Source organism: Luteimonas sp. GW821-FHT14E02 (assembly GCF_058803905.1).
In genome coordinates this window covers 99,590-113,243 of record NZ_JBXAPK010000012.1, presented here as the reverse complement: position 1 = coordinate 113,243, position 13,654 = coordinate 99,590, and the positions used below count along the sequence as shown (strand labels likewise).

Below are 13,654 nucleotides of genomic sequence, written 5' to 3'. Positions count from 1 at the left end.
CTTTGGTTCGTTTCTTTTGACGCTTATCAAAAGAAATGAACTCGGCCGCGTAGCGGACGAAACGCTCTTGCTCTTCAACAAGCAACAGTAAAGGCAAAACCCAAATGGATTCCAGCTTCCGCTGGGACGACGATCAAGCCAAAAGCTAAAGCTGGATTCCGGCTTCCGCCGGAATGACGAGCAACAGCAAGAGCAACACAGCAACATGGGTCCCAACTTTCGCTGGAATGACGAACAACGGCAAAGGCAACAGCCAAATGAATTCAGTTCTCGCCGGAACAACAGTCATACGGCGGCATCGGCCCCTGATTCCACAGGGGCCGAAAAACCCTCCCACCACCTACCTCACCAATGCACACCCCGCATCAACGCCGCGAACGCCATCTGCTCGCTGCTGGTGCGCTCTTCCTTCAACCCCTTCTTGTCCCCCTTCGCCGCGGCGGAATCCGGGAACAGTTCGAAAGCCGTACTCATGATCACCTCGTAGGCCTTCGGCGCCACCGCATTCAGCAGTGCCGAGAAGATGCCCAGGCGCGTGGCGATGCGGCTTGGTCGCTCGATGATCGCCTTCACCAGCAAGTCGGCGGCCTCGTCCGGGGTCAACATCGGCACGCTCTCGTACATCTTGGTCGGAGCGGTCATAGGCGTCTGCACCAGCGGCATGTTGATGGTGGTGAACGAGATCCCCTTGCCCGAGAGCTCGCCCTGGGCGCAGCGGCTGAATGCGTCCAGTGCCGCCTTGGAAGCGACGTAGGCGGAGAAGCGCGCCGAGTTGGCCAGGACACCGATCGAGCTGATGTTGATGATGTGGCCCTTGCGCCGATGCGTCATCGTCGGCAGGAAGCCCATGATCAGGCGCAGGCTGCCGAAGTAGTTCAGCTGCATGGTGCGCTCGAAGTCGTGGAAGCGGTCGTAGCTCAGCTCGATCGAGCGGCGGATTGAACGGCCCGCGTTGTTGATCAGCACATCGACGTGGCCGTGTTCCTTCAATATCGTCTGCACCAGGCGATCGCAGTCGGCCATGTCGGCAAGATCGGCGGTGTAGGCGAACACCTTGCCGCCCTTGGCCTTCATCTCGTCGCGCGCCTTGAACAACTCCTCCTTGCCGCGCGCGACGATCACGGTGACGGCACCAGCCTCGGCCACGCGCTGCGCGGCCGACAGGCCGATACCGGACGAGCCGCCGGTGATCACCACCACCTTGTTGCGCACCTTGCCCTTGAGCGTGCGGTCGACGAACAGGTCGGGATCGAGGTGACGCTCCCAGTAGTCCCACAGCCGCCACGCGTAGCTTTCCAGCGACGGCACCGTGATGCCACTGCCCTTCAGCGCGCGCTCGGCCTCGCGGCTGTCGAAGCGCGTCGGATAGGTGATGAACTTCATCACGCTCTTGGGGATCTTGAAATCCTTCAGCAGCATGCCGATGAACCGCTTCACCGGCGGCAGGTTGGTGATCGCACTGCGCACGCCGCTCGGGATGAAGGCGAACATGCGCGCATCCAGCCGCATCGTCATCTCCGGCGCATGGCCGGCGCGGCAGAAGACGTTGAGCACCTCGCCCACGCGCAGCGGCTCGGGGTCGGTGAGATGGAAGGTGTGGCCGTCGAGTTTGGGCTTGTGCGCGATGTGGTCCATCGCATCGACGACGTAGTCCACCGGTACGATGTTGATGCGCCCGCCCTCGATGCCCAGCGTCGGCATCCACGGCGGCAACATCTGGCGCAGCTTCTTGATCAGGGTGAAGAAGTAGTACGGCCCATCGATCTTGTCCATCTCGCCGGTCTGCGAATGGCCGACCACCATGCCGGGACGATAGATGCGCCACTTGATGCGCGTTTCCGCGCGCACCAGACCCTCGGAGTCGTGCTTGGTGCGCAGATAGGGATCCTTCAATCCCTCCGCCTCGTCGAACATGTCCTCACGGAAGATGCCCGGATACAGGCCGGCCGCGGCGATCGAACTGGTGTGATGGAAACATCCCGCCTCGATCGCGGCGGCCAGATCGAGCGCGTGCTGGGTGCCGTCGACGTTGGCCGCATGCTGCGATTCGGCACTGGCCTCCATGTCGTAGATCGCGGCGAGATGGAAGAAATGCCGGACCTTGCCCTTCAGCGCACGCACCTGCGCCGCCGAAACGCCGCATTTGGCCGCCGTCATGTCCCCCGGCACGACGACAATGCGCTTGAGATCCCATCCCATCTTCTTGGCGATGGCGTCGAACTTCTTCTGCGAATCCGGACGCACCAGCACATGGATCGTGCCCTTGCGCTTGAGCAGGTTGCCGATCAGGAAACGTCCAATGAACCCGGTGGCACCGGTAACGAAATAGCTCATGCCCTTCCTCATGAGTCGCGCCGCGCTTGGGCGGCTGTAGCCGGCTACGTTGCCAGAGGCGGAGGCTCGCGACAATTGCCGCGCCAATTCGCGTGCGTATTGACCCCCTCGGCGGTTGCATGGTGTCATGCCGGTCCAACCCGGGAGACTAGGCACCATGAGCGATCTGCAAACCCAGTTTGACCAGGCCCAGCTGGATGTGAAGGGGCTGTCGGAACGTCCGGACAACGACACGCTGCTGCAGCTCTACGCCCTCTACAAACAGGGCTCCGCGGGTGATGTCAGCGGCGAAAAGCCTGGTTTCTTCGATTTCGTCGGCACCGCCAAGTACGAAGCGTGGGCCAAGCTCAAGGGCACCTCGCAGGATGCCGCCAAGCAGCAATACATCGATCTTGTGAAGAAACTGGCCGGCTGACGGCGCGGGACGGCCGGGGTCTCGCCCGATGGCATCGCGACAGACGCGTCAGCGCATCCTCGATGCTTCGCTCGCGATGTTCAACGCGCAGGGCGAGCCCAATGTCACCACCAATCACATCGCCGACGAGCTGGAGATCAGCCCGGGCAACCTGTATTACCACTTCCGTAACAAGGACGACATCATCGAGCAGCTATTCAGCCGCTTCGATACGCGCATGGATGAAGCGCTGACCCCGCCGGAGGGTCGCCTGCCGGGACTGGAAGACATCTGGCTGCAGTTGCACCTCGTCTTCGAGTGCATCTGGGACTACCGCTTCCTCTACCGCGACCTGGTGGAGATCCTCAGCCGCAACCGGCGCCTGCGCATCCGTTTCGCGCGCATCCTCAAGCGCGCGGACGACAGCGCCCACGAGGTCATGCGGGGATTGACGCAGGCCGGCGTGATCCGGGCCTCGGCGGCCGAACTCGATGCCGCCTCGACGAATGTCCTGGTCCTGGCCACGTTCTGGCTGAACTACGCCTCGGTGCGGGGCGACAAGGACGAGCAGACGGCGATCCGCGAAGGGATCGTGCAGGTCATGATGCTGCTCGCGCCCTTCCTGCGCGACGCCGAGCGGGTGCATCTGAACACCCTGATGCAGGCCTATCTCGACTGAACCGGCGCGGCGGGATCACCAGCCGCGCCTATTGCCAACCGCTCGATGCGCTCAAGCGCGGGCTTTGCGCGCACCCGTGCGGCGCGCGACCGGACGGCGTGCCGTGGTGCCGGTGCGACGCGTGGTCTTCTTCGCCGCCTTGCGGGCCGGCTTGGCCGCCTTCGGGGCGATGCCCAGCTTCACCAGCACCGGATGCAGACGGGCTTCGATCTCGGCGCTGAACTGTCCAACCTTGGGCTCCACCTGCTCTCGCACGCTGATCAGGCCGCCGCGGGCGATGCTCTGCACGTCGTTGGCGCGACGGCTCAGACGGTCCACGGTCTTGAGCGCGGCGTTGCGGATCTCGCGACGGGCGACAACCACCGCGCCCAACGAAGCCAGCCAGACGTGGCGCAGCGAGGTTTCCTTGCCGGAGGAGCGGGTTTGCTTCTTGGCCACCATGTTCGGAACTCCTGACATCGGCCGATAGGGCCGATTTCCAAGGCCATAGACTGTCGGTTGGGCATCGAGCAATCACACTACGCGTTCCGATCCGATTCATCGGCCGCCGCCTGTCGTGGTGCGGCTTGCCAGCCGCCGTTCGGCGCGGGATGCTGGCGCCCCCGAAAAAGACAACGCCAAAAAGGATTCCGCATGGCCGCCAAAACCGCCTGGGCCGCTTTTCCGCACGACGCCAAACCTTTCGCCTACGCTGGCGACGCGCTGAAGAAAGCCTGGCCCCGGCTGCACGCCGGCGACTGCGAACCCTGGCCCGACGACAAGCGCGCCGCCGCCCTGCTCAAGGCCGCCGGCAAGGCCGCGCCCAAGCTCGACGCGGCCGCCCTCGCCGCTGCGCTCCAGGACGCCTGGCGGGCCTTCCATCGCGGCGACTTCAAGGCCGCCTTCGACGCCGGCGAGGCGCTCGGCCCGGTCGGCGCCTCGGTCGCCGTCAAGGCGCTCGGCATCCACGCCACCTATCTGGTGTCCGGCGATGCCGAGAAGCTCAAACGCTTCGAACAGGCCGCCAAGCTCGCCGAGGCCGCCATCAAGGCACTGCCGGACGAGGCCAACAGCCACTACCGCCACGCCTTCGCCCTCGGCCGCTACAGCCAGGGCCTGAGCATCGCCAAGGCGCTCAAGGAAGGCATCGCCGGCAAGGTGCGCTCCGCGCTCGACACCACGCTCGAACTAGCCCCCAAGCACGCCGAAGCCCACACCGCCCTCGCCCTCTACCACGCCGAGATCATCAACAAGATCGGCGCCATGATCGGCGGCCTCACCTACGGTGCCAAAGCCGCGGACGCCGAATCGCACATCAAGAGCGCCCTCAAGTTCACCCCGGACTCCCCGATCGCCCACATCGAGCACGGCAACGTCCTGCTCCTCCTGCACGGCGACAAGAAGGAGGACGCCGCGGCCGCCGCCTACGAGAAAGCGGCCAAGCTCAAGCCCGCCGATGCCATGGAAGCGTTGGATGTGGCCTACGCGCGCTCGGAGATCGAATAAGGCGAACGCGGAGGCCGCCGGGGGGGAGGACCACTTCCTCCGGAGTCGAGGGCCGTTTCCTGACCGGATCGGCCCCGAATGGCCTCCCGGCTTGCCCGAACCGGCACATCCCCTTTAGAATTCGCAGCTCGCTCGCGGCAGCGTCATGCCACGACATGGGCGGTTAGCTCAGCGGTAGAGCATTGCCTTCACACGGCAAGGGTCGCAGGTTCGATCCCTGCACCGCCCACCAATAAAAGCTAACGACTCAGACAGGATTTTACTGGCTAAAATTTCGCCAGTACGAAAATCTACGAAAAACAGGGCTGCGAGACAGCCTCGGACGTTACGGGCCGAACCCCCAACCGGCTCCCCTTGCTGGCACCAGAACCCGGCAGGATTCGCCAGCACACCACCACAGCCCCTTCACCGCCCGCCGCGGGATTGGCCCTGCTGCATGATCCAGTCGAGGTCTGCATCCCGCATGAAACCAAGTGTCTATTCGACACCTTTAGTTCTGAGCGCCAAATTGATACGCATGGAGCCGTATGCCTTGCATTTCGGACAATGCATATGTCTCTCTATGACGTCATGATCAACGCTAGGCGCAACGTCTAACACAATCAAATTCGCATCCTGACATTTTGGGCAAAGAACTTCAGCGTGAGGGTCATCAGCAAGGACTATCCCAGCATCAATCCAGCGCCTGCTCTCCTCTTTCATAATTACCACCCCAGTAAAGGCGCTATACGATTTGCAAACTCGTAAGCCGCTGCGGTTTCTTGCGTAGCCATTGGGCCAGATAAGCCAGCTCCAGATTGACTGTATGACAAGCGATACAACTCATGCAGCACTGTTCTCGAAGTTTCTCCATTTGAGGAGAAAGCCTCTCTCCCCATGTAAAAACCCTCATCGCCAAAAAACGTTAAGCCTGATGCTTTCATGCCCGGAAGATAAGTAATTGTCCTATTACCAACTGTAACGGCAACTTCACAGCCTGCCGAATGAGCGGCCCTTAACGCTTCCATCTGGCGTGAAGACAGAATGGCTCTTGCTTCCGCAATGATCGCCAATTCACGCGCGGTTAGTCCAGCTAATCCAGCGCTCGCCGCTCCCAAGCCGTAAGCAGAGCCATTCACGCCAGCCATGTCTCCCATGAACTGGCCCAAATTGGTCATAATCCCTGGCGTAGCCGGATGGAACCAAGCCGCTTGGCCGAGTCCCCCTCCAATAGCCACTGCTCCAACGATACCCATGCCAACAACAGCATATCCGGCCCCCGCAGTTGGAGTCTGCCACGACATTTTGTACCCGCCGTTGTTACCCGAGAATGGTGCCTCTAGTCCTAGCGGGTCCACATGCATCACCGGATTCCCTCCGACATAGGCATATGGATTGATTCCTCCTTCTAGGCCGATTGGGTCTGCCTGAACATATCGTCCCGAAGCCTGTCCACTGACAGCAAAGCCTAAGAGCACAACAATCACGAAATTCACAATTTTTGCCAGTTGCATCATCGCCCCCTTGCTTGTGCCTTGGCGCTCTTGATCGATTGCAGATAAGCCGCATCTTGCTCTGGCGTCGGCCTCGTCCATCCTAACGCTTCCGCCTGTGAATACATCCTATCGAAACCTTCGTTCAGAGAAACGTACTCTTGACGCTGGCCTGGTGGAATGTCTTGCGGCGTCCGGTACTTCGCCATGTACTTCTGCCGAATGAGGCCGACGTAGGAATTACCCTTTTGCAGCATCGCCTCGACATTCTTAGGGTCGAGTTCCAACGCCATATCCGCAGCTTCTCTCTGTCGCCGATAGTCCCCATTCTTTCCGTAAAACTCTATCAACGTGCCAATCATGACGCCGACCGACTCACGCTTGGTCAGTGGACGGAGATAGATGCGATTCGCTATTGCCTTGTCTGAAATGCCCAAGTCTCGCCGATATCTTTCATCCGTACTGTAACCGAAGGCCGTCGCTTCAATACCAATCCATTGTCCGCTGTCATTTCGGTACTTGGCGAGGAGATGTTTCGGCGCTGTTGCAAGCGTGATGTTCAATCCTAGCTTCTGCCCCAGAATCACCAGCAGAATTGGCATTGAGACGCAGTTGCCCTTCCGAGTTGCGAGGTAGGTCGGCAGGAGCTTGTTTTTGATGTTCTTGCCTAGCGGATCGTCCAGGTCGTAACTGAACGCACGGTTGTCGTTTATCACGCCCGGCTGTGACAAAGCTATGACTAAATACTCGATCTTAGTTTTCTGTGTAGCACCCTGGGGGAAGCGCGCCCCGATCTTGTCGGCCATCGTATCCAATTGCCGAAGCGTTCCGGGCATGTCTATGCTAGGGTCAATCAATTGGTCAATCGCTAACTTTGCCTTGGCGAGATCGATCTGATCCTCTGGCGTTTTCAACAGCTTGTGCAGCGGTTGGAGATTCGCAGAAGTGGCGACTGCCGCAAGCGCCATCTGCCCCGTACCGGCGATTCCTAACGCCAGCCCCAACCCGATCCGCAGTACAGGCAGTAGCCGCATTTCCCCCTCGCTTATTCAGCGTATCGGCCCCAAGTGTGAAGGGACTTTCACGCTGACTCTATCGGACAATTCCGCAACCAGCTATCGGGAAAATCTGACTCCGTGACTTGTCTGTTCCCTGTGGAAAAACTGGCAAGTAATGGTAGCAAACGCCGTTAGCGGTCGACACCCAAAAGGGCGATGTCCCGGAATGCTACGTGCAAAGGGTACGGACGGATGGTCCCAGGAGGCGATGACCTTCGGCAACGATGGCAGTATCGGGCTTCAACGATGCCGTCAACTACAACTCACTGGATTACTGGCGCGATCGGCCGTTACTACACGCTTGGGGTGAGGGTATACCTTCAAGTAAGCGGCGTTCGCCACTCTCCATGCCGGTCCGGTGCCGGCATGGAGGAGTGGGAGTTACAGGAACTCAGATGCCGATGCCCGGCGTGAGTTTCAGAAGACGTGCATTCCCGCCATCCTCCAGCAACCAGATCGCACCATCCGGCCCCTGCTCCACTTCGCGGATGCGCGCGCCTCGCGGATAGCGGGCCGCTTCCCGCGCCCAGGGCGGCGATGCCGCGCCGCCGAGCTTGACGCGGACCAGCGCCTGCGACGCCAATCCGCCTATGAAGCCATCGCCGCGGAAGTACGGGAACATCCTGCCGGTATAGATGATGAAACCGGCCGGCGCGATCACCGGGTTCCACCAGGCTTCCGGCGCGTTGAATTCCGGGCGCGTGGGATGATCGGGGATCGGGGTTCCGTCGTAATGGTCGCCGTTGGAGACGATCGGCCATCCGTAGTTGGAGCCGCGCTCGATGAGATTCAGTTCGTCGCCGCCCATCGGCCCCATCTCGTGCGCCCACAGGCGGCCTTGCGGATCGAAGGCCAAGCCGAGCACGTTGCGATGCCCCAGCGACCACACTTGCGCGGCCACACCGCCCTGATTGACGAAGGGGTTGTCGGATGGAATCGAACCGTCCGCGTTGAGGCGGATGATCTTGCCGAGATTCGATTGCATGTCCTGCGCGGGATCGAATTTCTGCCGGTCGCCCGAGGTGATCCAGAGCTTGCCGCCGCCGTCGAAGGCGATGCGATGGCTGTAGTGGCCCTCGCCCGTCACCTTCGGCACCTGCCGCCAGACCACCTGTACGTTGGACAGGCTTCCACCACCGCCCGGACTCAAATTCAGCACCGCGCGCGCCACCGCCGCGCCGCGCGTGTCGTTCGTGCCCTGTTCCGCGTAGCTGAGATAGACGAGCCGGTTGCTGTTGAACTGCGGATGCAGCACCACATCGCCAAGACCGCCCTGCCCGCCGTAGGCGACAACGGGAACGCCGGAAATCTCGCTGGTCTGCCGGCTGGCGAGATCGAAGACTTTCAGCTTCCCTTGTTTTTCCGTCACCAGCAGGCGGCCGTCGGGAAGGAATGTCATCGCCCAGGGTTCGGCGAAACGCGCGAATTCCGTGCTGACGAACAACTGGATCGACGGCAGCTTGCCGCCCGTGTAGATCGGTGTCGTGACGGCGGCGGGCGGCGCGGCTTCCTGCGGCCCTGCCCGCACGGCGGCAAGCGGCTCCGGCGAATCGGAACCGATCTTCAGCACCGCAATCAATCCATCCTTGCCGGTGAGGCTGAGCTTGTCGCAAGACGTCAGCAGGACACAGGAACAAATGGCGGCTAGCCAGACTCCGCGCATGGCGACACTCCCGCAGGGATGATGGAACTCGTTCTATCCCAAGCCGGGGCAGAATGCTGTGAACACGTTATCGCAATCCAGGCCAGGCCATCCGGCTCAGAACGATTTCGCCGCGCGCATCGCCATCACACGCTCTGGCGCCGCGAAACTGTCGCTGCGCGCGACCGACCAGAATTCCTTGAAGACCGCGTGCTCGGGGATTCCTTTCAGCAATTCGCCCGGTTCGAGGAATCGATAGAGCGCCGCAAGCGAGCGCACTTCGATCGGCGACACGCGCCGCACGATGTGTTCCGGCCCCAGTTCGCTCGGATGGTTGAGCCCCGCCGCGCACAGCAGATCGCGCAACGCCTTCAAGGTGTTCTCGTGGAACTGGTGCACGCGCGTCGTCTTGTCGCCGGTGTCGAGCTTGCGCCAGCGCGCCGGGTCCTGCGTGGCGATGCCGGTGGGACAACGATCGGTGTGGCAACTCAAGGATTGGATGCAGCCGAGCGCGAACATGTAGCCGCGCGCCGCGTTGCACCAGTCCGCGCCCATCGCCAGCGTGCGCGCGATGTCGAACGCGCTGGTGATCTTGCCCGCCCCGCCAATCCGGATCCGGTCACGCAGATCGAGCCCGACCAACGTGTTGTGCACCAGCATCAACGCCTCGTGCATCGGCACGCCGATGTGGTCGACGAATTCCGCCGGCGCGGCGCCGGTGCCGCCCTCGGCGCCGTCGACGACGATGAAATCCGGCAGGATTCCCGTTTCGCGCATCGCCTTGGCCACGCCGAACCACTCCCAAGGATGGCCGATCGCGAGCTTGAACCCGGTCGGCTTGCCGCCCGACAGCTCGCGCAGTCGCGCGACGAACTCCAGCAATCCCGCCGGCGTGGAGAATGCCGTGTGCCGTGCCGGCGACACGCAGTCCACGCCGATGCGCACGCCGCGCGTGGCGGCGATTTCCGGGCTCACCTTCGCCGCCGGCAACACGCCGCCGTGTCCGGGCTTGGCGCCCTGGGAGAGCTTGATCTCGATCATCTTCACTTGCGGATCGCGGGCGTTGGCGACGAAGCGTTCTTCGTTGAAACGGCCTTCGTCATCGCGGCATCCGAAATAGCCGGACCCGATCTCCCAGACGAGATCGCCGCCGCCCTCGCGGTGATACGGCGAGATCGAGCCCTCGCCCGTGTCGTGATAGAAGCCGCCGCGCTTGGCGCCGGCGTTGAGCGAGCGGATGGCGTTGGCCGACAGCGCGCCGAAACTCATCGCCGAGATGTTGAAGACGCTGGCGTCGTAGGGTTGCGCCGTGTTCTCGCCGATGCGCACGCGGAAATCGGGCGAGGCGATCTCGGTCGGCGCCAGCGAATGGTTGATCCATTCGTAGTCCATGCCGTACACGTCCTGCTCGGTGCCGAACGGCACCACGTCGGACACATGCTTGGCGCGCTGGTACACCAGGGCACGCTGCTGGCGCGAGAACGGCGCCTCCTGGGTGTCGCTCTGCACGAAGTACTGGCGGATTTCCGGCCCGATCGATTCGAGGAAATAGCGGAAATTCGCCAGCAGCGGGTAGTTGCGGCGCAGTGTGCTGCGCGTCTGCAGCAAGTCCCAGGTGCCCGACAGCGCGAGGAGCGTGAAGACACCCGCGCCCCACCACCAGCCCGGATGCCGCACTGCCAGCGCGATGCAGGCAATCGCCAACAGAACGCTGATGACGTAGGCGAGATAACGCGACATGCTGTCTCCTCAATCGTCCGGCATCGATCCAGCGTCCACCGGCGGAAAACGGAATCCTGGCGGGTAGACATGATACCCGTCGAAGTCGGGTTTCCCCACGTGAACGCCGAGGAAGCGCAGCACCGCATACGTCATCGACAGGTGAAAGAAGAAGTTCGGCATGGCGTAGTGCAAGGCATATTCATGCGGCGGAAGGGTCAGCGACGTGAATCCGGCCTCTCCCGTCACCGGCGCCGCGTTCGTCTCGAACGCATCGGCTGACAACACCTGCAAGGCCTGCCATGTCTCCCGCGCGAGCACGCGCAGCGCCGCGAGTGAACCCTGCTCTCCCGACATTTCCGGAACTTCTCGACGCATCAACGGAAAGACAGTGCGGAATGCGAAGCCGCAAGTGATCCGCACCTGTTGCGCGAGCGGGAACATGTCCTCGACCAGCCTGGCCTCCAGCACGTCCCGTTCCGACAGGCCGCCGCCGCGCACCTGCGTCTCGGCCAGCGCCAGCAAGCCGTCCAGGCGCAGCAGATAGCGCGACAAGATCGGCACGGTGGCGTCGTACAGCATCGTGGTCACGCGGGAGGTCCGGTCACTGACAAGCCGCGATCGTGCCGAAGTCGGCCTCCGAAATCCAATTCTCGCCGCTTGGGTGAAACGCTCGGCGCCCGGTCGTCACTAGATACGGGAAGGGACTGCAGCTCTTCAATCACCCATGGACCCATGGGCCGATCACTCGGCTCAAAGCGAGGAGCATCATGATTTCGACACCCAAAAGCGCCGCCAGAAATGCTCTGGCGGGCCTGATGTTGTACGCCTTGACGATGTTGCCTGCCGGTGCCTCGATCATCGATCCGGTGACGCCTCAACAGCTCTCCAAGGAAGCCGAACTGGTTTTCGAGGGCGAGGTGATCTCCGTCGACTATCGCATGTCCGAACCTGGCAATGGCGCCCCATCACTGCCACATACATTCGTGACGTACCGGATCGATCGCCTGCTGAAAGGCGCGTCGGAGGACGGAAATATCATCGTGCTGCGCATGCAGGGCGGCCCGATGCAGGGCGGCCACATGGCGATGATGGTCGCCGGCATGCCGACCTTCGATATCGGCGATCGCGATCTTCTGTTCGTGCGGGGCAACGGCCAGGCCATCGCGCCGCTCGTGGGCTGGGATCAGGGCCGGTTTCGTGTCGTCAACGGTCTGGTCTACAGCGATGACGGGCATGAAATCTTTCTCGACCAGCAGAACCGCTTCATCCGCGGGCAGGCGCGTCCGCTTCCCGAAGTGCTGACGCACCATATGGGCAAGGTCGAAATCGGCTTCGCCGCGCCACGCTCGGCCACTCCCTTCTCTCCGCCAAGCGGTGCCCGCCGGGCGACCGAAAATGAATTCGTGCGCGCGGTGCAGGGATTGATCACCACGACCAATCGTCCCGAAGCGCTCAAGGCTGCGGCGCCGCAGGCGAGCGCCAAGCCTGGCCTGCCGTTCCGGATCGCGGCCTCCGCGCCCTTGCCGGCGCCCAAGCGCCCCGCTGTCGCGCCTGCAGTGTCGTTGCGCGGCGAGCCGGACCTCATCGAACAGCGGATGGCGGAAGAAAAGCTGCGCCGCACCTTGAAAGCCCCGCAGGGACCGAAACAGCCCAAGCGCCCCTGACAGCGCTCCAGGCACCCTCAAGGAATATCCGTAGATATCAGGAGAAACCATCATGCGCTTGAACAGAATCTTTTATCTCTTCGCCGTCCTGGCCGGCTTTTTCGTCAGCGGCCAGTCGTTGGCCTGGGTCCCGGTCGCCACCTGCAACGGCCAGAACGCGAAATGGTCCGGCTCGAATGCCTCGATGAGCGCTTCGAGCGTCGGATTCCCGGCCGGTGACTGGCGCAACGCGCTCAGCGAGACCGTGTCGAAGTGGTACAACCAGCCCAGCAACTTCACCATTTCCATGAGCTGGGACGACGCCTCGGTCGGCCTCGGCAACGGACAGAATGAAGTGTGGTGGTCCTCGAACTTCGGCGCGCCGGCGATCACCAACTTTTGGTACAACACGCAGACCTGCGCCTTCACCGAAGCCGACGTCCGCTTCGACAACACCGTGGCCTACCACTACACGCATACGGCCAGCAGCCTGTGGCCCTACGGCGGCGGCTCGCGTCCGTTCCAGACCACGGCGATGCATGAACTCGGCCACGTCGCGGGCCTTGGCCACGAAGGCGACGTCTACAACATCATGGGCGAGGACTGGACGCACATCCACGCCAACTGCGGCCTCGCCTACGCCTATCCCGGCGAAGACGCGGTGAGCGGCGTGGTGGCCTTGTACGGAGCGTGGGCGGGTTCGCTGGAGGAACTCGGTGTCGCCAACTGGCGCCGCACGGGCGTGCTGGGCGGTGGCTACAGTGATCACAGCCGCACTCGCGTGCTCGATGCCGCCACCGGCACGGAGCTGCCGCTGTGGTCGAGCTTCCCCGAGCCCGTCTACCGGGTCAACGCCGGACAGGTCGTCCGTCTCGAACTGACTTACGAGAACATGGGCAAGACCACCCCGCTGCTGGCCGATGCCCGCGTCTACCTGTCGACCAACAACTGCATCACGTCGCTGGACACGGTGCTGGAAAACTTCTGGGTCAGTCAGGGGCGTGACCTGCCGTTCACCATGACGCGCACCATCACGATCCCGACCGCGCTGGCGAGCGGTTCGCTGCGCTGGCTCGGCGCATCGATCGATGATCCCGCCGCGCACTCCGAGTTCTACGACAACGACTACGAGAACGCTTCTTACATCGGCATCCGCGTCAATTGAACCCTTGCCGACAAGGCATCGAAACTCCGGAACACCGCCGCCGCCCCCACAAGGGCGGCG

Annotated in this window: 12 protein-coding genes and 1 tRNA gene; 6 read left to right on the top strand and 7 right to left on the bottom strand. The window is 62.5% G+C overall.

Features of this window, described 5'->3' with window-relative positions; translation table 11 throughout:
* Positions 1-345: 345 nt before the first annotated feature.
* Entirely contained in the window at positions 346-2,334 is a 1,989-nt protein-coding gene (locus AC1RNP_RS17460; RefSeq protein ID WP_493052551.1) for an SDR family oxidoreductase, read from the bottom strand.
* A gap of 157 nt (positions 2,335-2,491) precedes the next feature.
* Between AC1RNP_RS17460 and AC1RNP_RS17455 the strand changes: the two genes are divergently transcribed.
* Both AC1RNP_RS17455 and AC1RNP_RS17450 read left to right on the top strand, forming a co-directional pair.
* Positions 2,492-2,749 (top strand): acyl-CoA-binding protein, encoded by a 258-nt coding sequence (locus AC1RNP_RS17455; RefSeq protein WP_226468172.1) that lies wholly within the window; start codon positions 2,492-2,494, stop codon positions 2,747-2,749.
* Between the two features lie 28 nt (positions 2,750-2,777).
* Positions 2,778-3,407: a TetR/AcrR family transcriptional regulator gene (locus AC1RNP_RS17450; RefSeq protein ID WP_226468171.1), complete on the top strand. Its 630-nt coding sequence runs from the start codon at positions 2,778-2,780 to the stop codon at positions 3,405-3,407.
* A gap of 51 nt (positions 3,408-3,458) precedes the next feature.
* Here AC1RNP_RS17450 and AC1RNP_RS17445 read toward each other — a convergent pair whose 3' ends face one another.
* On the bottom strand, positions 3,459-3,848 hold the full coding sequence (locus AC1RNP_RS17445) for a hypothetical protein (RefSeq protein ID WP_493052550.1): 390 nt from the start codon (positions 3,846-3,848) through the stop codon (positions 3,459-3,461).
* Positions 3,849-4,040: 192 nt separating this feature from the next.
* On the opposite strand from AC1RNP_RS17445, the gene AC1RNP_RS17440 reads away from it, so the two are divergent.
* Together AC1RNP_RS17440 and AC1RNP_RS17435 are read left to right on the top strand one after the other, a co-directional pair.
* Positions 4,041-4,892, top strand: coding sequence for a hypothetical protein (locus AC1RNP_RS17440; protein ID WP_493052549.1), 852 nt, complete (start codon positions 4,041-4,043; stop codon positions 4,890-4,892).
* Between the two features lie 157 nt (positions 4,893-5,049).
* Positions 5,050-5,124, top strand: a tRNA-Val gene (locus AC1RNP_RS17435).
* 472 nt (positions 5,125-5,596) lie between these two features.
* On the opposite strand, the gene AC1RNP_RS17430 is transcribed toward AC1RNP_RS17435, so the two are convergent.
* The 5 genes from AC1RNP_RS17430 to AC1RNP_RS17410 all read right to left on the bottom strand — a co-directional run bounded on the left by AC1RNP_RS17430 (position 5,597) and on the right by AC1RNP_RS17410 (position 11,365).
* Positions 5,597-6,388: an RHS repeat-associated core domain-containing protein gene (locus tag AC1RNP_RS17430; RefSeq protein ID WP_493052548.1), complete on the bottom strand. Its 792-nt coding sequence runs from the start codon at positions 6,386-6,388 to the stop codon at positions 5,597-5,599.
* Entirely contained in the window at positions 6,385-7,398 is a 1,014-nt protein-coding gene (locus AC1RNP_RS17425; RefSeq protein WP_493052547.1) for a transglutaminase family protein, read from the bottom strand. The genes AC1RNP_RS17430 and AC1RNP_RS17425 overlap by 4 nt, the downstream gene beginning before the upstream one ends.
* Before the next feature lie 415 nt (positions 7,399-7,813).
* The gene (locus AC1RNP_RS17420; protein ID WP_493052546.1) at positions 7,814-9,085 is read right to left on the bottom strand and encodes a PQQ-dependent sugar dehydrogenase; all 1,272 of its coding nucleotides are present in this window, start codon (positions 9,083-9,085) and stop codon (positions 7,814-7,816) included.
* Positions 9,086-9,181: 96 nt separating this feature from the next.
* Positions 9,182-10,804 carry an FMN-binding glutamate synthase family protein gene (locus AC1RNP_RS17415; RefSeq protein ID WP_493052545.1) on the bottom strand — a complete coding sequence of 541 codons (1,623 nt, stop codon included), beginning with the start codon at positions 10,802-10,804 and terminating at the stop codon, positions 9,182-9,184.
* A gap of 9 nt (positions 10,805-10,813) precedes the next feature.
* Positions 10,814-11,365, bottom strand: coding sequence for a DUF1993 family protein (locus tag AC1RNP_RS17410; protein WP_493052560.1), 552 nt, complete (start codon positions 11,363-11,365; stop codon positions 10,814-10,816).
* A 236-nt stretch (positions 11,366-11,601) separates the two neighbouring features.
* Here AC1RNP_RS17410 and AC1RNP_RS17405 point away from each other — a divergent pair, with 236 nt between their 5' ends.
* On the top strand, positions 11,602-12,450 hold the full coding sequence (locus tag AC1RNP_RS17405; RefSeq protein WP_493052544.1) for a hypothetical protein: 849 nt from the start codon (positions 11,602-11,604) through the stop codon (positions 12,448-12,450).
* A gap of 52 nt (positions 12,451-12,502) precedes the next feature.
* Positions 12,503-13,594 (top strand): hypothetical protein, encoded by a 1,092-nt coding sequence (locus tag AC1RNP_RS17400; RefSeq protein ID WP_493052543.1) that lies wholly within the window; start codon positions 12,503-12,505, stop codon positions 13,592-13,594.
* The last annotated feature ends 60 nt before the right edge of the window (positions 13,595-13,654 follow it).